At 71.6% G+C, this 26,999-nt stretch carries 21 protein-coding genes and 1 pseudogene; 17 read left to right on the top strand and 5 right to left on the bottom strand.

Annotation, left to right across the window (positions count from 1 at the left end; genetic code table 11):
- The gene (gene arc, locus CLV63_RS10760) at positions 1-1,770 is read left to right on the top strand and encodes a proteasome ATPase (RefSeq protein WP_106582812.1); all 1,770 of its coding nucleotides are present in this window, start codon (positions 1-3) and stop codon (positions 1,768-1,770) included.
- Between the two features lie 131 nt (positions 1,771-1,901).
- Here the strand turns inward: arc and CLV63_RS10755 are convergent, their stop codons facing one another.
- On the bottom strand, positions 1,902-2,888 hold the full coding sequence (locus CLV63_RS10755) for an aldo/keto reductase (RefSeq protein ID WP_106582811.1): 987 nt from the start codon (positions 2,886-2,888) through the stop codon (positions 1,902-1,904).
- A gap of 421 nt (positions 2,889-3,309) precedes the next feature.
- Between CLV63_RS10755 and dop the strand changes: the two genes are divergently transcribed.
- Positions 3,310-4,830 carry a depupylase/deamidase Dop gene (dop, locus tag CLV63_RS10750; protein WP_342751379.1) on the top strand — a complete coding sequence of 507 codons (1,521 nt, stop codon included), beginning with the start codon at positions 3,310-3,312 and terminating at the stop codon, positions 4,828-4,830.
- A gap of 46 nt (positions 4,831-4,876) precedes the next feature.
- On the opposite strand, the gene manD is transcribed toward dop, so the two are convergent.
- A complete protein-coding gene (gene manD, locus CLV63_RS10745; RefSeq protein WP_106582809.1) occupies positions 4,877-6,091 on the bottom strand; it encodes a D-mannonate dehydratase ManD in 1,215 nt (404 codons plus the stop codon).
- A gap of 325 nt (positions 6,092-6,416) precedes the next feature.
- Here manD and CLV63_RS10740 point away from each other — a divergent pair, with 325 nt between their 5' ends.
- The 12 genes from CLV63_RS10740 to CLV63_RS10685 all read left to right on the top strand — a co-directional run bounded on the left by CLV63_RS10740 (position 6,417) and on the right by CLV63_RS10685 (position 19,230).
- On the top strand, positions 6,417-6,620 hold the full coding sequence (locus tag CLV63_RS10740; protein ID WP_106582808.1) for a ubiquitin-like protein Pup: 204 nt from the start codon (positions 6,417-6,419) through the stop codon (positions 6,618-6,620).
- A 255-nt stretch (positions 6,621-6,875) separates the two neighbouring features.
- A complete protein-coding gene (gene prcB / locus CLV63_RS10735; RefSeq protein WP_211301253.1) occupies positions 6,876-7,721 on the top strand; it encodes a proteasome subunit beta in 846 nt (281 codons plus the stop codon).
- Positions 7,722-7,783: 62 nt separating this feature from the next.
- The gene (gene prcA / locus CLV63_RS10730; protein WP_106582806.1) at positions 7,784-8,578 is read left to right on the top strand and encodes a proteasome subunit alpha; all 795 of its coding nucleotides are present in this window, start codon (positions 7,784-7,786) and stop codon (positions 8,576-8,578) included.
- A 115-nt stretch (positions 8,579-8,693) separates the two neighbouring features.
- Entirely contained in the window at positions 8,694-10,052 is a 1,359-nt protein-coding gene (gene pafA / locus CLV63_RS10725; protein WP_106582805.1) for a Pup--protein ligase, read from the top strand.
- A 130-nt stretch (positions 10,053-10,182) separates the two neighbouring features.
- Entirely contained in the window at positions 10,183-11,235 is a 1,053-nt protein-coding gene (locus tag CLV63_RS10720; protein ID WP_106582804.1) for an FKBP-type peptidyl-prolyl cis-trans isomerase, read from the top strand.
- A gap of 128 nt (positions 11,236-11,363) precedes the next feature.
- Positions 11,364-13,361 (top strand): helix-turn-helix transcriptional regulator, encoded by a 1,998-nt coding sequence (locus CLV63_RS10715; RefSeq protein ID WP_106582803.1) that lies wholly within the window; start codon positions 11,364-11,366, stop codon positions 13,359-13,361.
- Between the two features lie 85 nt (positions 13,362-13,446).
- The gene (locus CLV63_RS10710) at positions 13,447-13,626 is read left to right on the top strand and encodes a hypothetical protein (RefSeq protein WP_106582802.1); all 180 of its coding nucleotides are present in this window, start codon (positions 13,447-13,449) and stop codon (positions 13,624-13,626) included.
- 43 nt (positions 13,627-13,669) lie between these two features.
- Entirely contained in the window at positions 13,670-13,996 is a 327-nt protein-coding gene (gene tatA / locus CLV63_RS10705; protein ID WP_106582801.1) for a Sec-independent protein translocase subunit TatA, read from the top strand.
- Between the two features lie 51 nt (positions 13,997-14,047).
- Positions 14,048-14,917 carry a twin-arginine translocase subunit TatC gene (gene tatC, locus CLV63_RS10700; RefSeq protein ID WP_342751378.1) on the top strand — a complete coding sequence of 290 codons (870 nt, stop codon included), beginning with the start codon at positions 14,048-14,050 and terminating at the stop codon, positions 14,915-14,917.
- A 77-nt stretch (positions 14,918-14,994) separates the two neighbouring features.
- Positions 14,995-15,381, top strand: coding sequence for a DUF397 domain-containing protein (locus CLV63_RS10695; protein WP_106582800.1), 387 nt, complete (start codon positions 14,995-14,997; stop codon positions 15,379-15,381).
- Between the two features lie 72 nt (positions 15,382-15,453).
- On the top strand, positions 15,454-16,326 hold the full coding sequence (locus tag CLV63_RS10690; protein WP_106582799.1) for a diacylglycerol/lipid kinase family protein: 873 nt from the start codon (positions 15,454-15,456) through the stop codon (positions 16,324-16,326).
- A 48-nt stretch (positions 16,327-16,374) separates the two neighbouring features.
- A complete protein-coding gene (locus tag CLV63_RS10685; protein WP_106582798.1) occupies positions 16,375-19,230 on the top strand; it encodes a DEAD/DEAH box helicase in 2,856 nt (951 codons plus the stop codon).
- Positions 19,231-19,302: 72 nt separating this feature from the next.
- Here CLV63_RS10685 and CLV63_RS10680 read toward each other — a convergent pair whose 3' ends face one another.
- A complete protein-coding gene (locus tag CLV63_RS10680) occupies positions 19,303-20,961 on the bottom strand; it encodes a glycoside hydrolase family 13 protein (protein ID WP_106582797.1) in 1,659 nt (552 codons plus the stop codon).
- Between the two features lie 208 nt (positions 20,962-21,169).
- On the opposite strand from CLV63_RS10680, the gene CLV63_RS10675 reads away from it, so the two are divergent.
- From CLV63_RS10675 to CLV63_RS10665, 3 genes are read left to right on the top strand one after another with little or no spacing between them, the layout of a single operon-like run.
- A complete protein-coding gene (locus CLV63_RS10675) occupies positions 21,170-22,504 on the top strand; it encodes an ABC transporter substrate-binding protein (RefSeq protein ID WP_106582796.1) in 1,335 nt (444 codons plus the stop codon).
- A complete protein-coding gene (locus CLV63_RS10670; RefSeq protein WP_245928716.1) occupies positions 22,501-23,508 on the top strand; it encodes a carbohydrate ABC transporter permease in 1,008 nt (335 codons plus the stop codon). The genes CLV63_RS10675 and CLV63_RS10670 overlap by 4 nt, the downstream gene beginning before the upstream one ends.
- The gene (locus CLV63_RS10665; RefSeq protein WP_245928715.1) at positions 23,505-24,347 is read left to right on the top strand and encodes a carbohydrate ABC transporter permease; all 843 of its coding nucleotides are present in this window, start codon (positions 23,505-23,507) and stop codon (positions 24,345-24,347) included. The genes CLV63_RS10670 and CLV63_RS10665 overlap by 4 nt, the downstream gene beginning before the upstream one ends.
- Before the next feature lie 59 nt (positions 24,348-24,406).
- Here CLV63_RS10665 and CLV63_RS10660 read toward each other — a convergent pair.
- Positions 24,407-25,808: pseudogene (locus CLV63_RS10660) on the bottom strand (alkaline phosphatase family protein); the annotation flags it as partial.
- On the bottom strand, positions 25,805-26,995 hold the full coding sequence (eboE, locus tag CLV63_RS10655; protein WP_106582794.1) for a metabolite traffic protein EboE: 1,191 nt from the start codon (positions 26,993-26,995) through the stop codon (positions 25,805-25,807). The gene eboE and the pseudogene CLV63_RS10660, both read right to left, overlap by 4 nt.
- Positions 26,996-26,999 lie beyond the last annotated feature (4 nt).

Below are 26,999 nucleotides of genomic sequence, written 5' to 3'. Positions count from 1 at the left end.
GTGGCGGACGTGGCCGACCGCGACGACCAGAGTCAAGCCGAGCGCGACCGTGAAGTCGCAGACCTGACCGCGCAGGTTTCCTACCTGGAGAAGGAGCTCAGCGTTGCCCGGCGGAAGCTCGCCGATTCTCCCCGCCACGTGCGGCTGCTCGAAGACCGGCTCCGCGAGGCGCAAGCCAGCCTGGCGGCCGCGAACGGGCAGAACGAACGCCTCGTCTCAACGCTGAAGGAGGCCCGCGACCAGATCGTCGCCCTCAAGGAGGAGGTCGACCGGCTGGCCCAACCACCGTCCGGATTCGGCGTGTTCCTCCAGGCGCGCGACGACGACACCGTGGAGATCTTCACCAACGGGCGCAAGATGCGCGTCAACGTCAGCCCCTCCGTCGACGTCGACGCGCTCCAGCGTGGCCAGGAGGTCATGCTGAACGAGGCGTTCAACATCGTCGAGGCCAGCTCGTTCGAGACCGTCGGCGAAGTCGTCATGCTCAAGGAGCTCCTTGAGGACGGCGAGCGCGCCCTCGTCATCTCCAACCACGACGAAGAGAAGATCATCCGGCTCGCCGAGCCGCTGCGCGACGCACCGCTGCGCGCCGGCGACTCCCTGCTGCTGGAATCGCGCTCCGGCTACGCCTACGAGCGCATCCCCAAGTCCGAGGTCGAGGAGCTCATCCTCGAAGAGGTCCCCGACATCGCCTACAACGACATCGGCGGACTCAGCGGCCAGATCGAACTCATCCGCGACGCCGTGGAACTCCCCTACCTGCACAAGGAGCTGTTCTACGAGCACGAGCTCCGCCCGCCCAAGGGCGTCCTGCTCTACGGTCCCCCCGGATGCGGCAAGACCCTCATCGCCAAGGCGGTCGCCAACTCGCTGTCCAAGCGCGTCGCCGAGCGCACCGGCACCGATGTCGGCAAGAGCTTCTTCCTCAACATCAAGGGCCCCGAGCTGCTGAACAAGTACGTCGGCGAGACCGAGCGGCACATCCGCCTGGTCTTCCAGCGCGCCCGCGAGAAAGCGGGCGAGGGCAACCCCGTCATCGTGTTCTTCGACGAGATGGACTCCATCTTCCGCACCCGCGGGTCCGGGGTGTCCAGCGATGTCGAGAACACCATCGTGCCCCAGCTCCTCAGCGAGATCGACGGGGTCGAGGGGTTGGAGAACGTCATCGTCATCGGCGCCTCCAACCGCGAGGACATGATCGACCCCGCGATCCTGCGGCCCGGCCGGCTCGACGTCAAGATCAAGATCGAGCGCCCCGACGCCGAGGCGGCCAAGGACATCTTCTCGAAGTACATCACCAAGAGCCTGCCGCTGCACGCCGACGACCTCGGCGAGCACGGCGGTTCGGAGCAGGCCGCGGTCGACGCCATGATCCAGCGGGTCGTCGAGCGCATGTACACCGAGACCGAGGAGAACCGCTTCCTCGAGGTGACCTACGCCAACGGCGACAAGGAAGTCCTCTACTTCAAGGACTTCAACTCCGGCGCGATGATCCAGAACATCGTCGACCGCGCCAAGAAGATGGCCATCAAGGCGTTCATCGAGCACCAGGCCAAGGGCCTGCGCGTGGCGCACCTCCTCCAGGCGTGCGTCGACGAGTTCAGCGAGAACGAGGACCTCCCCAACACCACCAACCCCGACGACTGGGCGCGCATCTCCGGCAAGAAGGGCGAGCGCATCGTCTACATCCGGACCCTGGTCTCCGGCAAGAAGGGCGCCGACTCCGGCCGCTCCATCGACACCGTCGCCAACACCGGCCAGTACCTGTAGGACCGCGCAGTGAGGGGCCCGCCGGAGCAACCCGGCGGGCCCCTTCGCGTTCCAGGACACCGGTTCCGCCGGGGCGCGCGGTCACCGGGCGCCGCCGACCGCTCGTGGCCGGGGTGGGGGAGGCGTCCTGGCTACTGGGCGGCGTCCAGGCGGGCCCTCTGGTCCGCTGTCAGGTCGAGGTCGACCGCCGCGAGGTTCTCCTCCAGTTGCGCCACCGACGACGCGCCCGCCAAGGGGATGATGGGGAGGTTCCCGCCGATCTGCCACGCGAGGACCACCTGGTTCGGGCTCGCCCCTGTCTCCTTCGCGATCTCCCGCAGCACCGCCAGCCGGGCCGGTGTGCCCGGGTGGTCGTAGTCCGGCGGGAGCGGCCGGTCCTCCCGCGTGTAGGCGCCGCCCAGCAGCGGCGAGTACGCCACCAGGGTCATCCCGGGTTCGGCGCGCAGGTAGGTGGTCATCTCGGCGCCCGCCGAGCCGAGGTTCCCGTCGGGGAACATCGGCGTGGCGACGTCCGAGCGCGGACGGAGGTAGCTGTGCTGGTACTGCGCGACCTCGTACCCCGGCAGACCGGCCGCCGCGGCGACCGCGCGGGCCCGCTCGACCCGCCACACCGCGTGGTTGCTCACGCCGAGCAGGCCGACCGTCCCCTCCGCGACCAGAGCGGCGAAGCCTTCTACGGTCTCGCTCACTGTCACCGTACGGTCCTCGATGTGCGCGTACAGCAGGTCGAGCCGATCGACTCCGAGCCGCTCCATGCTGCGTTCGGCGGCCTCCCTGATCACCTTCGCCGACAGACCTTCCGGGTTGTCGACGAAGCCGGTGCCGGGCGCCAGCGGCCGCGCGCCCAGCTTGGTGGCGATCACCACCTCGCCGCCCGCGCCGCTGCTGCGCAGCCACCGGCCCAGCAGCTCCTCACTGTGCCCGCCCTGGCCGCCGTCGACCCAGAACGCGTAGTTGTCGCTGGTGTCGATGAAGGTGCCCCCGGCCTCGACGTAGCGGTCCAGGATCGCGAAGGACGTCTTCTCGTCGGTCCTCGACCCGAACAGCATCGCGCCGAGGGCGAGGACGCTGACCTCGCGGCGGGTCTCCGGGGCGGTGCCGATGGTGCGGTACTTCATGGGGATCCTCCCGTCGCCCGCCCGCTGAATGCGGGCGCTGCCCGGAAGTCTGGGATCTGGAGCGCACTCCAGGTCAACCCCCGCGTCCCGGAGTCCCTCAGCCGGTGCGCGGCCGGGACACCGGCGCCGCCGTCCGCCGGGGCGCCGGGGACCGCGCCGCCGGCCCTCCCGCACCCCCGGCCCTCCCGTCCGGGGGAGGGGGCGGCCCGTCCGGGAGAGGGGGCGGAGGGCGCCCGGAGCAGGATCGCGGAGCGGGGATCCCGGAGCCTGCGCCCGGTGCGGGCACCCGGGGCAGGCCCACGGAGCAGGCCCCCTGGAGCCGGGTCCCGGGGCGGGCGCGGCGCGCCCGGCGGGACGGCACTTCGGCCACAATCGCGCGGGCAGCATTGAAGAGTCGCCGCCGGTGGATACTCTTCGGAGTATGAGTGTTCGGCGGATCATGGGCATCGAGACCGAGTACGGGATCTCCGTCCCCGGCAACCCCGGTGCCAACGCGATGGTGTCCTCCACCCAGGTGGTCAACGCCTACCTGGCGGCGACGGCCGCACGAGCCCGCAAGGCCCGGTGGGACTTCGAGGAGGAGAACCCGCTGCGCGACGCACGCGGCTTCGACCTCGCCCGCGAGGTCGCCGACCCCACCCAGCTCACCGACGAGGACCTCGGCCTCGCCAACATCATCCTCACCAACGGCGCGCGCCTCTACGTCGACCACGCCCACCCCGAGTACTCCGCGCCCGAGGTCACCAACCCGCGCGACGCCGTGCTGTGGGACAAGGCCGGCGAGCACGTCATGGCCGACGCCGCCCAACGCGCCTCCGCCGTCCCCGGCGCCGAGCCCATCCAGCTCTACAAGAACAACACCGACAACAAGGGCGCGTCCTACGGCTGCCACGAGAACTACCTGATGCGCCGCTCCACCGCGTTCGGCGACATCGTGAGGCACCTCGTCCCGTTCTTCACGTCCCGCCAGGTCGTGTGCGGGGCGGGGCGGGTGGGCCTCGGCGCCGATGGCCGCGACCCCGGGTTCCAGATCAGCCAGCGCGCCGACTTCTTCGAGGTCGAGGTCGGCCTTGAGACCACCCTCAAGCGGCCCATCATCAACACCCGCGACGAGCCGCACGCCGACCCCGACAAATACCGGCGGCTGCACGTCATCATCGGCGACGCCAACATGAGCGAGATCTCGACCTACCTCAAGCTCGGCACCACCTCGCTCGTGCTCGCCATGATCGAGGACGGCTTCCTCTCCGTCGACCTGTCGATGGAGACCCCGGTCGCCGACCTGCGCGCGTTCTCGCACGACCCCGGCCTCACCCACACCGCGCGGCTGCGCGACGGCCGCCGCATGACCGCCGTCCAGATCCAGCGCGAGTACCTCGACCAGGCGCGCAAGTACGTCGAGGACCGATTCGGCGCCGACGTCGCCCCCGACACCGCCGACATCCTCACCCGCTGGCAGAGCGTCCTCGACACCCTCGACGACGACCCCATGCGCCTCGCCGACCAGCTCGACTGGGTCGCCAAGCTCAAGCTCCTCGAGGGCTACCGCTCGCGCGACGACATCGGCTGGGGCCACCACCGCCTCCAGTTGGTCGACCTCCAGTACTCCGACGTCCGCCCCGAGCGCGGGCTGTACAACCGGCTGGTCGCGCGCGGTCGCATGCGGCGCCTGCTCGACCCCGCCGACGTCGAGCACGCCATCACCGAACCGCCCGAGGACACCCGCGCCTACTTCCGCGGGCGCTGCCTCGCCAAGTACTCCGATTCCGTCGCCGCCGCCTCGTGGGACTCCGTCATATTCGACCTGCCCGGGTACGACTCCCTCCAGCGCGTCCCCACCCTCGAACCCCAGCGCGGCACCAAGGAGCACGTCGGCGGCCTCCTCGACCGCTGCGCGACAGCGGCCGACCTCGTCGCGGCGCTCTCCGGCGGGCGCGGCTGAGCCCGGCCGGGCCGGCGCGGGGCTCCGCGCCGGCCCGGCGCACCGGCTACCAGTCGTGCATCGAGCCGTCGCGCAGCCGGTTTACCGGCAGGTACCTCGGCTCGTACGGGAACCGCTCGGCGGCGGCCTCGTCGAAGTCCACGCCGAGCCCGGCGGCGTCGCCGGGGTGGAACAGGCCGTCGGCGAACTCGTAGCCCACCGAGAACACCTCGTCCCACGGCGGCAGATGCCCCATGTACTCCTGCATCCCGAAGTTCGGGATCGCCAGGTCGAGGTGGAGCGCCGCTGCGAACGAGATCGGCGACAGGTCGCCCGCTCCGTGCGACCCCGACCGCACCCCGTACAGGTGCGCCAGGTCGAACACCCGGCGCAGGTGCGTGATGCCGCCGGTGTGCGAGACGGACGTGCGGATGTAGTCGATCAGCCGGTTCGTGATCAGGTGCTGGCAGTCCCAGATCGAGTTGAACACCTCGCCCACCGCCAGCGGGGTCGTGGTGTGCTGCCGGATCAGCCGGAACGCCTCCTGGTCCTCCGCGGGGGTCGCGTCCTCGATCCAGAACATCCGGTACGGCTCCAGCGACCGGCCCAACCTCCCCGCCTCGATGGGCGACAGCCGGTGGTGCACGTCGTGCAGCAGGTGCACCCCATAGCCGAACTCCGCGCGCACCGCCGCCACCACCTTCGGCAGATGGTCCAGGTAGGGCCCGGTCTCCCACACGTGCTCGCTCGGCAGCGCGCCGTCGGCCGGCTCGTAGGTGACGTCGGTGCTGTTGCCGCCCATGCCGTAGGTCCGTTCCAGGCCGGGGACGGCGGTCTGCACCCGCACCGCCCGGTACCCCGCGTCGACGAACCGCTGCACGTCCGCGAGCAGCTCCGGGACGTCGGCGCCGTTGGCGTGGCCGTACACCGTGACACCGTCGCGCGCGGCGCCGCCGAGGAGCTGGTACACGGGCAGCCCGGCGGCCTTGCCCTTGATGTCCCACAGCGCGACGTCCACGGCGGCGATCGCCGTCATCGTCACGGGGCCGCGCCGCCAGTACCCGCCCTGGTACAGGTACTGCCAGATGTCGCCGATCCGGTGCGCGTCCTTCCCGATCAGCAGCGGGCCCACATGGTCGCGCAGGTAGGCGGCCACGGCCAGCTCGCGGCCGTTGAGGGTGGCGTCGCCCCACCCGACCAGCCCGTCATCGGTGGTGATCTTCAGGGTCGCGTAGTTGCGGCCGGGGGACGCGACGATGACCTTGACGTCGGTGATCTTCACAGTGCTGCTCCTCCTGATAGGTGGACGGACGCCGGTGCCCGCGGCGCCACGGGGAACGGGCCGCCGGCGCGCGGCCGTGGCGCCCGGGGATCCCGCCGACAGGTGCTCACCTGCTGATATCCGGCCGGTCCTCGGGTCCATGGGCTGCATGCCGACTACTCGATGTGAGGCGATGCCGTATGGCGTGCGCCACCCTGGCGCGGTGGGAACGTCTGTACGGTCGGGCACGGGGTAGCGTGCCCAAAATGATGCGCCGTGATCAAGGTTGAGCCCGGCGCTGAATGGCCACTATTAGGGCGAGAGCCCCGAACGGGAGGTTGCGGAGATGGCCAGCAAGGACACCGGCGGACAGAAGCACGCCCACCGCTCCGACGAGGACGTGGAGGAGGTCGAGGCGAGCACCGAGACCCAGGAGCGCAACGAGAAGCTCGACGAGGACGTCGACGACATCCTCGACGAGATCGACGAGGTGCTCGAGTCGAATTCGGAAGACTTTGTCCGGCAATTCGTACAAAAAGGGGGCGAGTAAGACATATCGGACATTCGGCAGCGCGGAGTCCGAGGCCGGACGAAGGCTGCCGCAGGGTTCCGGCGGAGACGAGAGACGGCCGGATTCGCGCATGGAACGGATTCCGGATCCGCGGTTCGCCGAGAGCGGATAGGAGACAGGGGAGTACACGATCGTCCTTGGTGCTCAGTAGGGTCGATCGCGTCGGCAGTTGTTGGTCACCCGTCGCATCCCGGCCGGTCCTCCCGGGCCCGGGGTGCCAGCGAAGGGAGTCGCGTGTCTGAAGCATTCGAGGGAGGCGGGCGACTGCCCGCGGCCTACATGAATCCGGGTACCTCGTCGTTCATGGACTTTCTCGGCGCGGTCCACCCCGAACTGCTGCCGGGGCGCCGCGACCTTCCCCAGGGCTCCGCTGCGCAACTCACCCCCGAAGCCACCACCATCGTCGCGATGACCTTCCCCGGCGGCGTCGTGCTCTCCGGCGACCGGCGGGCCACCTCCGGCAACGTCATCGCCAACCGCGACATGGACAAGCTGTTCCGCGCCGACGAGTTCTCCGCCGTCGCCATCGCGGGCGCCGCCGGTATCGGCATCGAGCTGGCGAAGCTCTTCCAGATGGAGCTGGAGCACTACGAGAAGAACAACGGCCGGTCGCTGTCCCTGGAGGGCAAGGCGAACCGCTTGGCGACCATGATCCGCGGCAACCTCGCCATGGCCATGCAGGGGTTCGTGGTCGTCCCGCTGCTGGTGGGCTACGACGAAGCCGACGACACCGGCCGCATCTTCAGTTACGACCCCGTGGGCGGGCGCTACGAGGAGCAGCGCTACCACTCCATCGGGTCGGGTTCGGTCTACGCCAGGGGCTCACTGAAGAAGCTCTACCGCGACGACCTCACCCAGGACGACGCGGTCGTGGTGGCGCTCCAGGCCCTCTACGACGCCGCCGACGACGACTCCGCCACCGGCGGGCCCGACGTCTACCGCAAGATCTACCCCCTGGTCGATGTCATCACCGACGACGGTCATCGGCGGCTGCCCGAGAGCGATGTGTCGGCGGTGGCCGAGCGGGTCGTCACCGAGCGCTCGCGGCGCCCCGACGGTCCGAACGCGCCGTTGCGCTGACTCGTTTCTCCCGGGTTTTCAGAGCCTCGCCTCCAGTTAGTAAGGAACGATCCGCGGTGTCGATGCCGTTCTACGTCTCGCCCGAACAGAGCATGAAGGACAAAGCGGACTACGCGCGCAAGGGAATCGCGCGCGGCCGCAGTGCCGTCGTCTTGCAGTACGACGGCGGCATCCTCTTGGTGGCGGACAACAAGTCCAGGACCCTGCACAAGATCAGTGAGCTGTACGACCGGGTGGCCTTCGCCGCCGTGGGCCGCTACAACGAGTTCGAGAACCTGCGCGTGGCGGGGGTGCGGTTCGCCGACGTGCACGGCTACTCCTACGACCGCCGCGACGTCACCGGCCGGATGCTCGCCAACGCCTACGCCCAGACCCTCGGCGCGGTGTTCAGCGAGAGCAGCAAGCCGTGGGAGGTCGAGATCGTGGTGGCCGAGGTGGGCGAGTCCATCGAGCTCGACCAGATCTACCGCATCACCTACGACGGCTCGGTGGTCGACGAGCGCGACTACCTCGCCATGGGCGGCTCCGCCGACGCCGTGAGCGCGGCGCTGAAGGACCGCTACACCAAGGGCGCCTCGCTGTCGGCTGCGCTGGGCGCCGCGATGCACGCCCTGGCGCACGAGAACGGCGAGCGCCGCGAACTGGAGTCGTCCAGCCTGGAGGTCGCGCTGCTCGACCGCACGCGGATGGAGCACCGCAAGTTCCGGCGGATCCAGGGCGCGCGGCTGGAGCGGCTGATCGAGGAGTCGCGCGGCTCCGCCGCCTCCGGCGCGGCGGCGGAGGCGGACTCGGCCGGCGCCGAGGACGGTACCTCCGGTACCTCCGGCGGTTCCGGCAGTGAGGAGTCCGACGACTGACCGGCGGCGCGGCCGGCGGTCCATCGCCGGCCGCCGTGCCGGTCACTAGTGTGGAGTCGTGGACGCGCCGCGGTGCACCCGCCGCGGCGCCGTGGGACGGGAGTGGTGTGGCCGCATGGACCGTCGGATCTTCGGATTGGAAAACGAGTACGGCGTCACGTGCACCTTCCGGGGGCAGCGGCGGCTGTCGCCCGACGAGGTGGCGCGCTATCTGTTCCGCAGGGTGGTGTCGTGGGGGCGCAGCAGCAACGTGTTCCTGCGCAACGGCGCCCGGTTGTACCTCGATGTCGGCAGTCACCCCGAGTACGCCACTCCGGAGTGCGACAGCCTGCTGGACCTCGTCGCGCACGACAAGGCCGGCGAGCGGATCCTCGAGGGGCTCCAGGTCGACGCCGAGCAGCGCTTGCACGAGGAGGGGATCGCGGGCGAGATCTACCTGTTCAAGAACAACACCGACTCCGCGGGCAACTCCTACGGCTGCCACGAGAACTACCTGGTGGGCCGGCACGGGGAGTTCGGCAAGCTCGCCGATGTGCTGATCCCGTTCCTGGTGACCCGGCAGATCATCTGCGGTGCGGGCAAGGTGCTCCAGACCCCGCGGGGCGCGCTGTACTGCGTGAGCCAGCGGGCCGAGCACATCTGGGAGGGCGTGTCCTCGGCGACCACCCGGTCGCGCCCGATCATCAATACGCGCGACGAGCCGCACGCCGACGCCGAGCGGTTCCGGCGGCTGCACGTCATCGTGGGCGACTCCAACATGAGCGAGACCACGTCCCTGCTGAAGCTGGCCTCCACCGACCTCGTGCTGCGCATGATCGAGGCGAACGTGGTGATGCGCGACTACACGCTGGAGAACCCGATCCGCGCCATCCGCGAGGTCAGCCACGACATGACGGGCCGGCGCAAGGTGCGGTTGGCGAACGGCCGCGAGGCGAGCGCCTTGGAGATCCAGCGGGAGTACCTGGAGAAGGTGCGCTCGTTCTGCGACCGCAACGGTGTCGACGCGACCGGCAAGCGGGTCCTGGAGCTGTGGCAGCGCACGCTCGAGGCGGTCGAGACCCAGAACCTGGACCTTGTGGCGCGCGAGATCGACTGGGTGGCGAAGTACCAGCTGCTGGAGCGCTACCGCGCCAAGCACGGCCTGTCGCTGTCGTCGCCGCGGGTGGCGCAGCTGGACCTCACCTACCACGACATCCACCGCGAGCGCGGCCTGTTCTACCTGTTGCAGCGGCGCGGGGAGATGGACCGGGTGGTGGGCGACCTGAAGATCTTCGAGTCGAAGTCGGTGCCGCCGCAGACCACGCGGGCGCGGCTGCGCGGCGAGTTCATCCGCAAGGCCCAGGAGAAGCGGCGCGACTTCACGGTCGACTGGGTGCATCTGAAACTGAACGACCAGGCGCAGCGCACGGTGCTGTGCAAGGACCCGTTCAAGTCGGTCGACGAGCGGGTCGAGAAGCTCATCGCGGGCATGTGAGGCACCGCCGCCGGGCCCGGTGCCCGGCGGCGGCCTCTTACTGGGCTCTAACCCCGACGGGCCAGGATGGGTGGACCCATTCGGTAGTGTGTCGCCCGAACCCGAGCCTGATTTCCGAAGGTAGTGACTTATGCGCCGTAGTGCTGCGGCCGCTCTTGCGGCGCCCCTGTCCGCCATGCTGCTGCTCTCCGGGTGCAGTTCGATCCCTGAGGACTGGAAGACCCCGGCGTTCATGAAGATCGGGGAGGAGAAGGTCGACAAGCGGCTGCCCAAGGTCACCGGCAAGGTCGGCGAGGAGCCCAAGCTCGACTTCCCCGACATCTCCCCGCCGAAGAAGCAGATCTCGGGGGTCGTGAAGAAGGGCGCGGGCGAGGGCGCGCTGGTCCGGCCCGAGGACAAGATCGTCGCGAACGTCGTCGACTACTCCTGGACCGGCAAGGGCAAGACGAAGAAGGCGCAGTCGACCTACGACAAGAAGACCCCGGTGCTGCTCGACCTCGCGACCATCCCCGACGAACTGCGCCGCGACCTCGTCGACAACCCGGTGGGCAGCCGGGTGGTGTACGTGTTCCCGCCGCAGCAGGCCCAGCCGGGCCAGCCGGCGCCGCCCAAGGGCTCCTCGGTGTCGGTGGTCGACATCCAGGGCCGGTACGGCAAGGGCGACACCCTCCGCGGTGAGCAGGCCACCGACGGCGGCGAGGACGGCATGCCCACGGTCACCGCGAAGGACGCCGGCGAGCCGAAGATCAAGGTCCCCGACTCCGATCCCCCCAAGGACGTCGAGTCGGTCGACCTCATCGAGGGCGACGGCCCCAAGGTCGAGAAGAACCAGCAGATCGTGGCCCAGTACAAGGGTGTCACCTGGAAGGACTCCAAGGTCTTCGACTCCACGTGGAAGAAGGGCGGCGTTCCGGCGGCGTTCCTCATCGGCGGGGGCCAGGTCATCAAGGGCTGGGACGAAGGGCTGGTCGGCAAGAAGGTCGGCAGCCGGGTGCTGCTGACCGTGCCCGAGGACAAGGCGTACGGCAAGGACGCCGCGAAGCAGCAGGCGCCCGAAGGCGCGCTGGTGTTCGTGGTCGACATCCTGGGCTCGCTCGACAGCGCACCGCCGCTCGACGAAGAGGGCGGCGGCAAGCCCGAGTCCGAGGCCGACCCGAAGGACGACGACGCCAAGAAGGAGTAGCGGCCCCGCCGCACCGAGCAGCGGCCCCGCCGGAGTGTCCGGTCGGGGCCGTTTCGTCGTCCCGGGCCGCCCGGCGCGGTAGCGTTCTGCCTGACTGGGATCGGGTGTGCGGGGAAGGGTGTTCGGCGATGTCGCGCAGGAAGACCGAACGGCAGTTGAATCTGGTGATCTGCCTGTTGGCGACCCGGCGCTTCCTGACGGCCCAGCAGATCCGCGCGATGGTGGCCGGGTACGAGGACGCCGATTCCGACGCCGCGTTCAAGCGCATGTTCGAGCGCGACAAGAAGGAGCTGCGCGACAGCGGCATCCCCGTCGAGACCGGGGGCGGCGACCTCTGGGCCGACGAGGAGGGGTACCGCATCTCCCGGTCGGAGTACGTGCTGCCGGAGATCGCGCTGCTGCCCGACGAGGCCGCGGTGCTGGGCCTGGCGGCGCGCGCCTGGCGGCACGCCGCGCTCGGCGGGGCGGCGACGGGCGCGCTGCTGAAGCTGCGCGCGGCGGGCGTGCCCATCGACACCGGCGACGCGCCCGGTGTCATCCCGGTGCTGCGCCCCGACGAGCCGGCGTTCCTCCCGGTGTGGCAGGCGGTCCGCGACCGCCGCCCGATCGAGTTCGACTACCGCAAGCCCGACCGCTCGGTGTCGCGCCGCGAGGTCGAGCCCTGGGGGGTGGTGAACTACCGCGGCCGCTGGTACGTGGCGGGCTATGACCGCGACCGGGCGAGCCGGCGCGTCTTCCGGCTGGGCCGGGTCGTGGGCGAGGTGCGCACGCTGACGTCGGGGCCGCCGGTGGTGGTGCCCGAGGGTGCCGATGTCCGGTCGCTGGTCAGCGGCGAGAGCGCGGAGCCGCCGCGGCTCGCCGCGCTGCGGGTGCGCCCGGACGCCGGGCACGCGCTGCGCCGCCGGGCGCTGCGCATCGTGCCGGGGGCACGGCCCGAGCAGGGCCCGGGGTGGGACCTCGTGGAGCTGGCGTACTCCGATCTCGGCCGGATGGTGGGCCGCGTGGCGGAGTTCGGCGCCGCCGTGGTCGTGGAGGACCCTCCGGAGCTGCGGGCGGCGGTGCTGGAGCATGTGCGGCCGGTGGCCGAGCGGGCGCTGCCTGCGGAGGCGGCCGCCGCCCCGGCGGGCCCCGTCGAGGCGGCCCCTGCGCGCAAGGGCGCGGCGTCGGCGGAGCAGCTGCGGCGGCTGCTGCTGCTGGTCCCCTACGCGCACGGCCGCGATGTCCGGGTGGGCGAGGTCGCCGAGTACTTCGGGCTGACGGAGAAGCAGGTGCTGAAGGACCTCAGCCTGCTGTGGATGTGCGGCCTGCCGGGGTACACGCCGGGCGACCTGATCGAGGTCGACCTGGAGGCGGCCGAGGCCACCGGCGAGATCATCATCGGCAACGCCGAGACCCTCGCCGAGCCGCTGCGGTTGACCGCCGACGAGGCGGCGACCCTGGTGGTGGGGTTGGAGCTGCTGGGCGACATGGCGGGCGCCGCCGATTCCGACGCGTTGAAGCGGGCGGGGGAGAAGCTGCGGTCGGCCGCGGGGTCCGCGGTCGCGGAGCTCGCCGATTCGGTGCGCGTGCGGGTCGACATGAGCCCGCAGGTGCGGGAGTTGCAGGCGCGGGCCGAGTCGGCGCTGCGCTCCGGCCAGCGGGTGCACCTGCGGTACCTCAGCGGCTACGCCGACGCGGTGACCGAGCGCGACGTCGACCCGATGCGGCTGCTGGTGCAGGACGGCGAGCCGTTCCTCGAGGGCTGGTGCCGGCTGCGGTCCGATGTGCGGTTCTTCCGGTTGGACCGGGTGCTCGACCTCACCGTGCTCCCGGTGGCGGCCGAGGTCCCCGCCGACGCCCGGCCGCGCGACCTCAGCGACGGCGTCCTCCAGCGTTCGGCCGCCGACGCCGAGGTGGTGCTGCTGCTGGCGCCCGAGGCGCGGTGGGTGAGCGAGGAGTACGTCTGCTCGGAGGTGCGCGAGGAGCCCGACGGCCGGCTGCGGGTCACCCTGCGGACCCCCGCCCCGGACTGGGTGCGGCGGCTGGCGCTGCGGTTGGGGCGGCACGCCCGCGTCCTCTCTCCGGCGGGGCTGGCCGAGCGGGTGCGCACCGACGCGCGGCGCGCACTCGCCGCGAACGAGGGGTGACGATCCGCCCCCGTTCGGGTTACGGTCAGGTCCGGTTCACGATTGCGCCGCTGCCGTTTCGGAGTCGACCGAGTAGTGTTGGGGCATGATCGCGATCTTCGGTCTGGCCGCGGTGATGGTGGCCGGTGTGCTCGCCGTCGGTGCCTGCGCGGTGCCGATGGTGCGGCAGTTGCGCGTGCTCGACGCCGCGGTGGCGCGGGCCTCGGCGGCGGTCGGCCGCCGAGCGGGGCAGGGCACCCGTGAGTCCCGCCCGCACAGGGCGTAGCATCGGTGGTGCAGCCTGCGCCCCTGAAGAGAGGTTTGAGACAATGGGCTTCGGTCCCCGCGAAATCCTGATCCTGCTGGTCATCGCCCTCTTGCTGTTCGGTGCGAAGAAGCTCCCCGACCTCGCCAGGTCGATGGGGCGCAGCGCGCGGATCCTGAAGGCCGAGGCGAAGGGCCTCCAGGACGAGGACGACGGCTCTGCCAAGGAGCAGCAGGCCCAGGCGTCCGACACCCCGGCGCCGCAGAACCAGGCGCAGCCGCAGCAGCAGCCCCAGCAGGGCTCGCCGCAGCAGGAGTACCGCCAGCTTCCGGCGGGCCAGCGCATCGTGAACGAGCAGGGCGAGCCCAGCCGGTATTCGCACGGCGGCTGATCTGCGGGAGGACGGGTCGGATCGGGTGCGGGGCGGAGTGGGTAAGCGCGCATGAGGGTGAAGGGTTTCCGGCGGCAGGTCGACCCCGAGGGGCGCATGCCGCTGATGGACCACCTGCGCGAGCTGCGCAACCGGGTGGTCAAGGCGCTGCTGTTCGTCGGCGCGGGCCTCGGTGTGGGGCTGTGGCAGTTCAAGCCGCTGTGGGACTTCCTCCAGGGCCCCTACTGCGAGCTGCCCGCCGAGGTGCGGGGCGACCGCCCCGGTGAGGCCTGCGGGCTGATCTTCACGGGCGTGTTCGACGCGTTCTTCCTGTACTTCAAGGTGGGGCTGATCGCGGGCATCCTGGTGTCCTCGCCGTTCTGGCTGTACCAGCTGTGGGCGTTCGTCGCCCCGGCGCTTCGCGGCAGGGAGAAGGGCTACACCTACGCGTTCGTGGCGGCGGCCGTGCCGCTGTTCCTCGGCGGGTCGGCGCTGGCGTACTACATCGCCACCAAGGGCATGCAGATCACGTTCAGTTTCGCGCCGGCCGGCACGACCCCGATGATCACGATCGACAACTACCTCAGCTACATCATCATGATGCTTGTGGTGTTCGGCGTGGCGTTCGTGCTGCCGCTGATCGTGGTCCTGTTGAACATGATCGGGGTGCTGCCGCACAGCGCCATCGCCAAGTGGCGGCGGATGATCATCTTCCTGGCGTTCGTGTTCGCCGCGATCGCCACACCCGGCGGCGACCCGTTCACCATGATGGCGCTCGGCATCCCCGTCGTGGTGCTGTTCGAGATCGCCGAGCTCATCGCGTTCCTGAACGACCGCCGCAGGGGCAAGGGCGACCCCTTCGCCGGGTTGGACGACGACGAGATGTCGGAGATTGCGGAGGAATCGGCAGATGGCGCCCCGGGCGCGACGTCGACCCGCTAAGGTCATGGTTCGTCGGCGCGCCGGGACGACCGCGCGCCGTGCGGTGTGTGCAGTCGAGGCGGCAGTGGAGGCCAGTGATGAGTGAGCAGTCCGACGGGCAATCCGCCGCGGAGCCTTCGGCGCGGCGCGACCTGCCGCCCGAGGCCATGGGCAACGAGAAGTGGCACGACACCACCGACGCCGTGTGGTACCGGTCCTCGTTGTCGAAGGAGGACTCCGACGCCATCGTCGAGGTCGCGAAGTTCGACGACGGCTTCCGGGCGGTGCGCGACGGCAAGGCACCGGAGAAAGGCATCCTGTTCTTCACCCCGCAGGAGTGGGAGGCGTTCGTCCTCGGCGCCAAGGACGGCGAGTTCGACATCCCGGAGGAGTACCTCACCCCCGCGGAGATCGCGATCCAGCGCGGCGAGGTCGACGTCCACGCGGTGCCGTCGCCGTTGAACCGGCGGCCCGACCCCCAGTAGCGCGGTCGGCGGCCCGGCGCGGCCGCGCCGGGCCCCCCTTTTTTCACTCCCCCCGTAGATCGGCCGCACCCGATGACCCCTCGGATCGCCCTCCTCGTGAATCCCGCCTCCGGCAGCCGCCGGGCGGGGGTCGCCGCCATGAGCCTGGTGCGCGCGCTGCGGGCGCACGGCGCCCGGGTGACCATCGCCGCGGGGCGCTCGGCGGCCGACAGCGTCCGCTTCGCGGGGGAGATGGCGGCGCGCCGCCCCGACGCGCTGGTGGCGGTGGGCGGCGACGGCCTGGTCCACGCCGCGGTGCAGGGGGTGGTCGGCACGGGGGTGCCGCTCGGTGTCGTGGCGGCGGGCACCGGGAACGACATCGCGCGGTCCTTCGGCCTGCCGCGGGCGCCGGGCGACGCCGCCGAGGCGATCATCGCGGGTGCGGTGTCCGACGTCGACGCGGTGCGCGTGGGCGACCGGCATTTCCTGAGCGTGCTCGCGTGCGGCTTCGACTCGCGGGTGAACGCGCGCGTCAGCGCGTTCCCGCTGCGGATGGGGCGGGCGAGCTACGTGGTGGGCACGCTCGCCGAGCTGCGGACGCTCGCGACCATCCCGTTCCGGGTGGACGTCGACGGCACCGTCCTCTCCGCCGAGGGCGTCCTGGTCGCCGTCGGGAACACCGACAGCTACGGGGGCGGCATGCGCATCTGCCCCGGCGCCGACCCCGCCGACGGCCTCGCGGAGGTGGTGTTCGTGCGCGCGGCGAGCCGGGCCCGGCTGCTGCGGTTCTTCCCGCGGGTGTTCACCGGCTCCCACGTCGACCTCGACGAGGTCACGGTGCTGCGCGGCAAGCGCATCACCATCAGCGCCGACACGGAGGTCGAGGCCCACGCCGACGGCGAGCCCCTGGCGTCGCTGCCGCTGACCTGCGAGGTCGTGCCCGGGGCGGTGCGGGTGCTGCGATAGCGCGCCGCCGTCGGAGTCACTGAGCGCAACGCTCTACGCTTGGTGCATATGAGCACACCCGCAGCGCGCTACGCCGAGTTCCGCCGCCGCGCCTCCGAGACGAGCGCCGCGATCGAGGATTTCCAGAGCCTGTACGGGTTCACCTTCGACGGCTTCCAGGTCCGCGCGTGCAAGGCGCTGGAGTCGGGCCACGGCGTGCTGGTGGCGGCGCCCACCGGGTCGGGCAAGACCGTCGTCGGCGAGTTCGCCGTGCACCTCGCGCTGGCCGAGGGGCACAAGTGCTTCTACACCACCCCCATCAAGGCGCTGTCCAACCAGAAGTTCAACGACCTGGTGAAGCGGTACGGCCCCGAGAACGTCGGCCTGCTCACCGGCGACAACAGCGTCAACGGCGAGGCGCCCATCGTGGTCATGACCACCGAGGTGCTGCGCAACATGCTCTACGCCGGGTCGCACACCCTGGCGGGGCTGGCGTTCGTGGTCATGGACGAGGTGCACTACCTCGCCGACCGCTTCCGCGGCGCCGTGTGGGAGGAGGTCATCATCCACCTGCCGGAGTCGGTGCGGATGGTGGCGCTTTCGGCGACGGTGTCCAACGCCGAGGAGTTCGGCCAGTGGTTGCAGCAGGTGCGCGGCGACACCTCGGTCATCGTCGACGAGACCCGGCCGGTGCCGCTGTGGCAGCACGTCATGACCGGCAACCGGATGCAGGACCTGTTCGTCGCGGACCGCCCGGCGGCCGACGGCGGCGATGACGGCGACGGTGGCGATGACGGCGGCGGCGACGGGAAGCGGCGCAAGCGCCGGCGCGAGCGCTCGGGCACCGACAAGGGCCCGGTGATGGAGGTCAACGGCGAGCGGCTGCGGGTGAATCCGCGGCTGGTCCGGCTGGCCGAGGAGGACGACCGGGCGACCCAGTTGGCGCACCGCCGCCGCCACCCGCAGTCGCGGGCGCGGTCGGCGCCGCGGCCGCGGTCGAAGTTCGTGCCGCCGAACCGGGTGCAGATCGTGTCGGAGCTCGACCGCGAAGGGCTGCTCCCGGCGATCATGTTCATCTTCAGCCGGGCCGGGTGCGACGACGCCGTGCGCCAGTGCGTGTCGCCGGGGCTGCGGCTGACCAGCGACGCCGAGGCCGCGGAGATCCGCGAGTACGCCGAGCGCCAGTGCGCCGACATCCCGCGGGCCGACCTCAAGGTGCTGGGCTTCCACCAGTGGCTGGCCGCGCTGGAGAAGGGCGTGGCGGCGCACCACGCCGGCCTGCTGCCGTCGTTCAAGGAGGTCGTGGAGACCCTGTTCTCCCGCGGGCTGATCCGGGCCGTGTTCGCGACGGAGACGCTGGCGCTGGGCATCAACATGCCGGCGCGCACGGTGGTCATCGAGAAGCTCGACAAGTGGAACGGCGAGACCCACGCCGCCCTGACACCGGGGGAGTACACGCAGCTCACGGGCCGCGCGGGGCGCCGGGGGATCGACGTCGAGGGCCACGCGGTGGTGGTGTGGCAGCCGGGGACCGACCCCGGCGCGGTGGCGGGGCTGGCGAGCACCCGCACCTACCCGCTGAACTCCAGTTTCCAGCCGTCGTACAACATGGCGGTGAACCTGGTCGGGCAGGTGGGGCGCGAGCGGAGCCGGTCGATGCTGGAGGCGTCCTTCGCGCAGTTCCAGGCCGACCGCGCCGTGGTGGGGCTGGTGAAGCGGCTGCGCAAGCACGAGGAGGCGCTGGCCGGCTACGCCGAGGCGGCACAGTGCCACCTGGGCGACTTCATGGAGTACGCGGCGCTGCGCCGCGAGATCGGCGACCGCGAGGCCCAGGCGGCGAAGAGCAAGGGCGCGCGGCGGCGCAAGGAGGCGCTGGAGGCGCTGGCGCGGCTGCGGCCGGGCGACATCATCCGCATCCCGTCGGGGCGGCACACGGGCTTCGCCGTGGTGCTCGACCCGGGTGTACGCGACCACGAGGACCCCACCCCGTTCGTGCTGACGATGAGCCGGCAGGCCAAGCGGGTGAACGGCGCCGACTTCCCGGTGCCGCCCGAGCCGGTGGGGCGCATGCGGATCCCGAAGAACTTCTCGGCGCGTTCGGCCCAGGCCCGCCGCGATCTCGCGTCGACGCTGAAGGCGAAGGTCAACGAGGTCGGCCCGGAGCACGCGCGCAAGGGCGGCGGCGACAAGGGCGAGGACGCCGAGATCGCGCGGCTGCGCAGGGAGCTGCGGGCGCACCCGTGCCACGGCTGCGCCGAGCGCGAGGACCACGCGCGGTGGAGCGAGCGGTACTTCCGGCTCGGCAGGGAGACGGAGGGGCTGCGCCGCCAGGTGGAGGGGCGCTCCCACGTCATCGCGCGCACCTTCGACCGGGTGTGCGGGGTGCTCGACGACCTCGGCTACCTCGACGGCGACACGGTCACCGACGAAGGCGGGCGCCTCGCCAAGCTGTACTCCGAGTTGGACCTCCTCGCGGCCGAGAGCCTGCGGCGGGGCCTGTGGGAGGACCTCAGCCCGATGGAGCTGGCGGCGTGCGCGTCGGCGCTGGTGTACGAGTCGCGGCGGAGCGACCCCGCGCACCCGCGGGTGCCCGAGGGCGCCGTCGACGCCACGCTCACCGAGATGGCGCGGCTGTGGGGCGACCTGCACGAGACCGAGCGCGACCACAAGGTGGCGTTCCTGCGCGAGCCCGACCTCGGCTTCGTGTGGATCGCCTACCGGTGGGCGCGCGGCGACGAGCTCGACCGGATCCTGTTCGAGGCCGAGATGTCGGCGGGCGACTTCGTGCGGGCCGCGAAGCAGCTGGTCGACATCCTCGGCCAGATCGCCGGGGCGGCGCCGGAGTCGGGCGGGGTGCGCGCCAAGGCGCGGACGGCCATCGATTCGGTGCGGCGGGGGGTCGTGGCGTACTCGTCGGTGGGCTGAGCGCGCGCCGGGCGCGGGCGGTGGCCGCCCGCGCCCGGCACGCTTTTTTGATCTACAAGATGGCCGCCGTTGTCATGGACGGCGCAGCCACACGGACGTGTCGCCCGGCAGCGCCCCGTTGTCGAGCGGGCCGCTGGCGAGCAGCACCTCGCCGTCCGGCAGCGCCACCGGTTCCGCCCCGGTGTTGGTGAGCACCAGCCAGTGCTCCCCGCGGGTGAACGCGAGCAGGTCGCCCTTGTCGGTGTCGGCGTCCCAGGCGAAGGACTCGCCGGCGCCCGCGCCGATCAGCGTGCGCCGCAGCCGGATCGCGCCGCGGAACAGCTCCAGGGTGGAGTCGGGGTCGCCGGTCTGCGCCGCGACGGAGAGGCCGCCCCAGCCGGCGGGCTGCGGGAGCCACCCGAGGGCCGCGCCGAAGCCCAGCGAGGGCCCCTGCGTGTCCCACGGCAGCGGCACGCGGCAGCCGTCGCGGCCCTTGACCGTGTGCCCGGTCCGCTCCCACTTGGGGTCCTGGAGGACCTCGGGGGGTAGGTCGGCGACCTCGGGCAGGCCGAGTTCCTCGCCCTGGTAGACGTAGTTGGACCCGGGCAGGCCGAACTGGAGCAGGGCGATGGCCCGCGCCCGGCGCAGCCCCCGTTCGAGGTCGAGGGGCGGCTCGGTGCCGTCGGTCATGAGCCACGCGGCGAGGTCGGTGCCGCGGGGCAGGCCGAGCGCCGAGGGTGTCCGCACCACGTCGTGGTTGGAGCGCACCCAGGTGGCGACCGTGCCCACCGACGACGCGTCGTCGACGCTGGTGGTGATCACGTCGCGCAGCGCGTCGGCGTCCCAGGGGCAGCGCAGGAACTCGAAGTTGAACGCCTGGTGGAGTTCGTCGGCGCGCACGTAGTGGAGCTGGCGGTGGCTGGGCAGCCACGCCTCGGCGACCGCGACCCGCGGCGGGTCGTAGGAGTCGAACACCCGGCGCCACTCGCGGTAGATGTCGTGGATCTCCGGGCGGTCGAGGAAGGGGTGATCGGGGTTCGCCCGCATCTCGTCCAGCCCGCTGCCGTCGGGGGTCTGCACGATCTCGCGCAGCGGCTCGGAGAGGTCCTTCGCGAGGGCGGCGGCGACGTCGATACGGAAGCCGTCGACGCCGCGGTCGCTCCAGAACCGGAGGATGTCGAGGAACTCCGCGCGCACCTCGGGGTTGGCCCAGTTGAGGTCGGGCTGCTCCCTGGCGAACAGATGCAGGTACCACTGGCCGTCGGGCAGCCGGGTCCAGGTGGGCCCGCCGAAGCGGGACTGCCAGCCGCTGGGCGGCTCGGCGCCGTCGGGGCCCTTGCCGTCGCGGAAGACGTAGCGCTCGCGCGCGGCGGAGCCCGGAGGGGAGTTCAGCGCCTCGACGAACCAGGGGTGCTCTTCGGAGGTGTGGTTGGGGACGATGTCGATGATCACCCGGATGCCGCGGGCGTGCGCGGCGGCGACCAGCGCGTCGAAGTCGCCGAGGGTGCCGAGGAGGGGGTCGACGCCGCGGAAGTCGGCGACGTCGTAGCCGCCGTCGGCGAGGGGCGAGGGGTAGAACGGCGACAGCCAGACGGCGTCGACGCCCAGCGCCGCGAGGTGGTCGATCCGGTCGGTGATGCCGGGGATGTCGCCGATGCCGTCGCCGTCGGCGTCGCCGAAGCTGCGCGGGTAGATCTGGTAGATGACGGCGTCGCGCCACCAGTGGTCCTGTGCGGAGCCGGTGTCAGCCATGCTCTCCCTCGGGAGTCGTCCGATCACGGGGTCATTTCCGCCCGGATAGTACGCAGGAAGTCGTCCGATTGGCAACGATCTCATCTCGGAGACGGGCAAAACGTGGTCGCGGAGCTGAGCATTGTCGAATGAGTGTTGACCACATCACACTACTAGTGGCAACGTTCTCAGGCATTCGCCACCCCAACGTCCCGAGCAAGGAGACGGCATGGACCTCTCGCGCAGAGCGCTACTCGGTGGGGGAGCCGCGCTCGCGGCCGCGTCGCTCGCGGGATGCTCGTCCGGAACAGGGCAGGCGCGCGACGCGCTCGCCGCCGAGATCCCCGACCGTCCGGTGACCATCGACTGGATCTCGCAGGTGCTGGCCGACAACGACGGCAAGGACCTGCGGCGCACCCTCGTGACCGCGTTCCAGAACCGCTTCCCCACCATCACGGTCAACCTGGTCGACGTCCCCCCGACCACGGACGTGCGCCGCACGACCCTCACCACCCAGATCGCCAGCGGGGCCACTTCGCCCGACGTGTTCCTCGGCGACTGCACCTGGCCGGCGCAGTTCGCCTACAACTCGCTGGCGCAGCCGCTGGGCGAGGTCGCGGGGGAGAAGGAGTTCTGGTCGGGCTACCCCGACCCCGTCTCGACGGCGGTGAGCTACGAGGGCAGCGCGTACGCGTTCCCGATGTACGTGGACATCTCGTTCCTCTACTACCGCAAGGACCTGCTCGACAAGCACGGTTTCGACCCGCCGGAGACCTGGGAGCAGGTCAGCGACATCGCCCTGAAGCTCACGAAGGCGGGGGACGTCCGCTACGGCTTCGTCTGGCAGGGCGCCTCGGCCGAGCCGATCACCTGCAACTTCACCGAGTTCCTCGCCGACGCGGGGGGCTCGCTGATGAACGAGGCCGCAACGGAGGTCACGGTCGACTCCGCGGCGGGCCGGCGCGCCATGGAGTTCATGGCCGGCCTGGTCTCCAGCGGGGTCAGCCCCGCGGGGGTCGGCACCTTCGCCGAGGAGCAGTCGATGACCGCGTTCTCCAGCGGGCAGGCCGCGTTCCTGCGCAACTGGTCCTACGCCTGGGGCGCCGCCAACGGCGCCGACTCCGCGGTGTCGGGCAAGGTCGGCGCGGTCCTGCGGCCGCGCTTCGACGGCGGAGAGCGCCGCGGCCTGTCGACGCTGGGCGGCTGGCACAACTACGTCAACCCGCACACCCGCAACCTGGGGGCGTCGGTCGCCTTCGCCCGCTGGGTCGCGCAGGAGGAGGCGCAGACGATCATGGCGACCACTTCGCCGTACACGCCGCCGCTGTCGTCGGTGCTGGCGGACCCGGAGGTCACGGGGCAGGACAACCCGACCTTCGGGTTGTCGGCCGACGCGCAGTTCGTGGTGCGGCCCTCGCAGTCGCCGCGCTACCCGCAGATCAGCAAGGCCGTGTACACCAACGCCAACCCGCTGGTGGTGTCGGGCGGGCGCGGCGACACCGACGCCGCCGTCGCCGAGATGGCGGCCGGGATGCGGACCGCCCATGAGGGGGCTGCCCTGTGAGTTCCACCGAGAAGGCCCCCACTGCGGCGGCGACGGTCCCGCCGCAGCGCGGCGGGGCGCACGACAAGGGGCGGGGCGGCGCGCGCCGCCCGGCGTTCAGCGGACCGCGCGACGCCATGGAGCGGCGCATGGCCAGGATCGGCTGGCTGTTCACCGCGCCGTCGCTGGTCGTCATCGGGCTCATCACGATCTTCCCGATCATGTACTCGCTGGTGCTGAGCTTCTCGCGGGTGCGCATCGGCTACGACGGCTTCGTCGTGGAGTCGATGACCTTCGACAACTACGTGGCGCTGTTCGCCTCGCAGGACTTCTACTACGCGCTGGGCTTCACCGTCCTCTACACGGTCATCACGGTGGCCGTGGAGCTGGTGCTGGGCACGCTGGCGGCGCTGGTGATGGAGCGGCTGACCACGGGGCGCGGCTGGATGATGGCGCTGATGCTCATCCCCTGGTCGATGATCACCGTGGTGTCGGCGCAGCTCTGGGGCTACATCTACAACTCCAGCTTCGGTGTCGCCACGTGGGCGCTGGAGGGGATCACCGGGTCGACCCCGCTGATCCTGGGCGAGCCGGTGCCGGCGATCACCGCCATGATGGTGGCCGACATCTGGAAGACCACCCCGTTCGTCGCGATCATCGTCCTGGCGGGGCTGGTCATGCTCCCGCAGGACGTCTACGAGGCGGCCGAGGTCGACGGCGCCAACGCCTGGAAGACGTTCTGGCAGGTCACGCTGCCGCAGCTGCGGGCGACCATCGCGGTGGCGATCCTGTTCCGCATCCTCCAGGCGTTCGGGCTGTTCGACCTGCCGTTCGTGCTCACCGGCGGCGGGCCGGGCACGGCGACGCAGTCGCTGGCGGTCATGGGGTACAAGGTCCTGTTCCAGGACCTCAACATCGGCCCCGGTGCCGCGGTCGCGACCGCCACCGGGCTGCTCGTCACGGGCGCGTGCCTGCTGTTCCTGCGTTCGTTCAAGGCCCAGGTGGGACGGGAGGAAGTGTCGTGAGGACTCGCGAGAGGCGCGGTTGGCGCCGGGTCGTCAACCCGGTCAACGGCGGTGCGCTGGTGATGGTGGTGCTCACCGCGATGCCGCTGTACTGGCTGGTGATGAACTCGTTCAAGCCGCCCGAGGAGATCAGCGCGGTGCCGCCGGGCGCGGTGCCGAAGGCGCCGACGGGGCAGAACTACGGCGACGCGTTCGCCGGCGGGTTCGCCACCTACATGCTGAACAGCGTGCTGGTGTGCGCGGTGGCGACGGTCATCGTGCTGTCGCTGGCGACGTTCGCGGGGTACGCGCTGGCGCGCACGCCGATGCGCGGGCGCGGCCCGGTGATGGTCGCGCTGCTGATCATCTCCGTGTACCCGGCGATCGCGGTGCTGGTCCCGCTGTATCTGATGCAGCGCCAGCTGGGCCTGCTGAACTCCTACCCGGCGCTGATCATCCCGTATGTGGCGTTCAACCTGCCGTTCGCGATCTGGATCCTGCGCAACTACATGCTGAGCGTGCCGCGCGGCCTGGAGGACGCCGCCAGCATCGACGGCTGCTCGCCGGTGCGCACGGTGCTCCAGGTGATCCTGCCGCAGGTGCGGCCGGGCCTGTTCACGGCGGGCGTGTTCACGTTCACCGCGACGTGGATGGAGTTCCTCATGGCGCTGACCTTCAACTCCCAGGAGGGGTTCCGCACGATCCCGGTGGGCATGGCGCTGTTCGGCACGGTGTTCGAGGTGCCCTACGGCACCCTGTTCGCGGCGGCGGTCGCGGTGACGGCGCCCATCGCGATCCTGGCCCTGGTGTTCCGCCGGTCCGTGGTCGCCGGCCTCACCGCCGGAGCCGTCAAGGGCTGACCGCCGGCCGAACGCCGATCCGCCCGGCGGGCGGGCCCCGACGTCGGGGCCCGCCCGCCGGGCGGCGGCGGGGCCGGGTCAGGCTCCGGCGAGGCGGAGGAGGAGGGACTTCACCTCGGTGGCGTGGAAGGCGTCCTTGGCGGGGGCGGGGTCGGAGCAGAGCAGGACAGGGCCGTCGGCGGGGTCGGCGGGCAGGCGGCCGTGGCTGCCGCGGACGCCGCGGCCGTGGGTGGGGACCACGTCCATGCGGTACCGCATCCCGGTCTTCTTGCGGGCCAGCGCCAGTGCGGCGCGCGCCTTGGCGGTGCGGTCCTCGGGGTCCATGGCGAGCTCCGCCGGGTCGTAGCCGGGTTTGCGGTGGATCTCCACCATCGGGGCGAAGTCGGGGGCGCGGGCGTCGTCGAGCCAGTAGTAGTAGGTGAACCAGGAGCGGGGTGCCGCGATGGCGACGAGTTCGCCGGAGCGTTCGTGGTCGAGCCCGTGGGTGGCCTTGCCCGCGTCGTCGAGGACCTCCGCGACCCCGGTGAGGCCCTCCAGCGCGGCGCGCGCGGCGGGCAGGTCGGCGGGGTCGGCGACGTAGATGTGGGCGACCTGGTGGTCGGCGACCGCGAACGCGCGCGACGCCCAGGGGTCGAGGTACTCCATGCCGTCCTGGGTGTAGACCTCCAGGAGCCCGGCGTGGCGCAGGGCGCGGTTGACGTCGACGGGGTGGTCGGCGTCGGTGATGCCGTACTCGGAGAGGGCGACGACGGTGGCGCCCTGGTCGGCGGCCGTGGCGAGCAGCGGGGCGATGACCCCGTCGAGTTCCGCGGCGGCGCGCGCGGCGCGCGGGTCGCCGGGGCCGTACCGCTGGAGGTCGTAGTCGAGGTGCGGCAGGTAGGCCAGTGTCAGGTCGGGGCGCTTGGTGCGCATGATGCGGCGGGTGGCGCCGGCGATCCACCGGGACGACGTGATCCCCGCGGTGGGCCCCCAGTAGGTGAAGAGGGGGAAGCCGCCGAGGGCGGCGGTGAGTTCGCCGTGCAGGCTCGGCGGGCGGGTGTAGCAGTCGGGTTCCTTGCGGCCGTCGGCGTAGTAGACGGGCCGCGGGGTCACGGTCCAGTCGGTGTCGGCGCCCATGGCGTACCACCAGCACACGTTGGCGACGGTGTAGTCGCCGAAGGCGCGCCGCGCGGCCTGCCACACCTTCTCGCCGCCGACGAGGCGGTTGTGCTGCCGCCACAGGTGGACCTCGCCGAGGTCGCGGAAGTACCAGCCGTTGCCGACGATGCCGTGGCCGCTGGGGTGCTCCCCGGTGAGCAGGGTGGACTGCACGGTGCAGGTCACGGCGGGCAGGACGGGGTCGAGGCTGGCGGTGAACCCGGGGGCGGCCATGGCGGCGAGGCGCGGCATGTGGGCGAGGAGCCGGGGGGTGAGTCCGACGACGTCGAGGACGAGCAGCGGTGTGGGGCGGGCGGCGGTCATCGGGCCGCCTCCTTGCAGCCGAGGGCGGCGAGGGTGCCGCGGGCCCAGTCGAGTTCGGCGGCGAGGCCGGCGACGAGCCGGTCGGTGCCGAGCCCGGAGCCGTCGGGCAGGATCCACCAGGTGTAGGTCTCGACCTCGACGTGGTCGGTGAGCGCGGTGGGGCCGCCGAGCAGCCTTTGCAGGGTGTCGGTGAGCTCGGGGCGGGTGGTGCGCAGCGGGGGTTCGGCGTCGGCGTGCAGCGGCATGTGGAAGTGGACCCGCCAGGGGCGGTCCCTGGGCGCGTCGTCCAGCGCGAGAGGGAGGTCGTCGCTCGCGTGCAGGGTGCCGTCGGGGTGGCGCGCGCGGGTCTGGTGCAGGTACCGCGGTTCGGCGTAGCGCTCCAGCGCGGCCAGGTGCGCCGGGTCGGCCGGTGTGTCGCAGTGCAGTGCGGCGGACGCCTGGGCCTTGACGACGGGCAGGTCGGCGGCCGCGAGGGTGGCGAGGGCCGCGGCGGGGTCCTCGAAGCCCACCGCCAGGTGGCAGGCGTCGAGGCAGACGCCGAAGCGGTGCCGGTGGGCGGGGTGCACGGCAGAGGACAGGATCCGGGGCAGCACCGTCGCGGCGTCGGCGGTGGTCTCCACGACGCAGCCGGGTTCGGGTTCGAACCCGATCCGGATCTCCTTGCCGGTCTCGGCCTCGACGGTGGCCAGGCCGTCGGCGAGGCGGGACAGGTTCCGCCCGGCGCGGGCGCCGTCCTCGGGGCTCCACCAGGCGTGCCAGCCGAGGGGGAGGGTGGAGATGCTGCCGCGGGCGATGTCGGCGGGCAGCAGCGCGGCGAGGAGCCAGGCGAGGTCGAGGGTGTACTCCAGCCGGGCGCGCTGGGCCCAGTCGGGCACGTAGACGCGGGTCTTCACGACGTCGTCGCCGAAGCCCTGGTAGGGGAAGCCGTTGAGGGTGACGACCTCCAGGCCGTTGTCGTCGAGGTCGGCGCGCAGCGCGGCGAGGTCGGCGGGGATGGTGCGCAGCCGGGTGGCGACGGCGCGCGGCAGCCACAGGCCGATGCCGAGGCGGTCGGCGCCGAGTTCGCGGCGGACGGCGGCGGCGTGGTCGGCCAGCCGGGCGCGGACCTCGCCGAGGGCGGCGGCGGGGTGGGCGTTGGCGCAGTAGGCGAGGTGGACGGTGGTGCCGTCGGGGTGGGTCAGGCGCATGGGG

This window comes from Murinocardiopsis flavida (assembly GCF_003014485.1).
GTDB lineage: Bacteria > Actinomycetota > Actinomycetes > Streptosporangiales > Streptosporangiaceae > Murinocardiopsis > Murinocardiopsis flavida.
Note: the sequence above shows the minus strand (reverse complement) of the source record. Positions and strands in the feature narration are given on the sequence as shown.

Excerpts from the sequence above, each read along its gene's own strand:
- CLV63_RS10685 (WP_106582798.1), top strand. The coding sequence starts at position 16,375 with ATGAGCACACCCGCAGCGCGCTACGCCGAGTTCCGCCGCCGCGCCTCC.
- CLV63_RS10740 (WP_106582808.1), top strand. The coding sequence starts at position 6,417 with ATGGCCAGCAAGGACACCGGCGGACAGAAGCACGCCCACCGCTCCGAC.
- CLV63_RS10680 (WP_106582797.1), bottom strand. The coding sequence starts at position 20,961 with ATGGCTGACACCGGCTCCGCACAGGACCACTGGTGGCGCGACGCCGTC.
- pafA (WP_106582805.1), top strand. The coding sequence starts at position 8,694 with ATGGACCGTCGGATCTTCGGATTGGAAAACGAGTACGGCGTCACGTGC.
- CLV63_RS10695 (WP_106582800.1), top strand. The coding sequence starts at position 14,995 with ATGAGTGAGCAGTCCGACGGGCAATCCGCCGCGGAGCCTTCGGCGCGG.
- CLV63_RS10720 (WP_106582804.1), top strand. The coding sequence starts at position 10,183 with ATGCGCCGTAGTGCTGCGGCCGCTCTTGCGGCGCCCCTGTCCGCCATG.
- CLV63_RS10690 (WP_106582799.1), top strand. The coding sequence starts at position 15,454 with ATGACCCCTCGGATCGCCCTCCTCGTGAATCCCGCCTCCGGCAGCCGC.
- CLV63_RS10715 (WP_106582803.1), top strand. The coding sequence starts at position 11,364 with ATGTCGCGCAGGAAGACCGAACGGCAGTTGAATCTGGTGATCTGCCTG.
- tatC (WP_342751378.1), top strand. The coding sequence starts at position 14,048 with ATGAGGGTGAAGGGTTTCCGGCGGCAGGTCGACCCCGAGGGGCGCATG.
- dop (WP_342751379.1), top strand. The coding sequence starts at position 3,310 with ATGAGTGTTCGGCGGATCATGGGCATCGAGACCGAGTACGGGATCTCC.
- tatA (WP_106582801.1), top strand. The coding sequence starts at position 13,670 with ATGGGCTTCGGTCCCCGCGAAATCCTGATCCTGCTGGTCATCGCCCTC.
- CLV63_RS10710 (WP_106582802.1), top strand. The coding sequence starts at position 13,447 with ATGATCGCGATCTTCGGTCTGGCCGCGGTGATGGTGGCCGGTGTGCTC.
- CLV63_RS10675 (WP_106582796.1), top strand. The coding sequence starts at position 21,170 with ATGGACCTCTCGCGCAGAGCGCTACTCGGTGGGGGAGCCGCGCTCGCG.
- CLV63_RS10755 (WP_106582811.1), bottom strand. The coding sequence starts at position 2,888 with ATGAAGTACCGCACCATCGGCACCGCCCCGGAGACCCGCCGCGAGGTC.
- prcA (WP_106582806.1), top strand. The coding sequence starts at position 7,784 with ATGCCGTTCTACGTCTCGCCCGAACAGAGCATGAAGGACAAAGCGGAC.
- eboE (WP_106582794.1), bottom strand. The coding sequence starts at position 26,995 with ATGCGCCTGACCCACCCCGACGGCACCACCGTCCACCTCGCCTACTGC.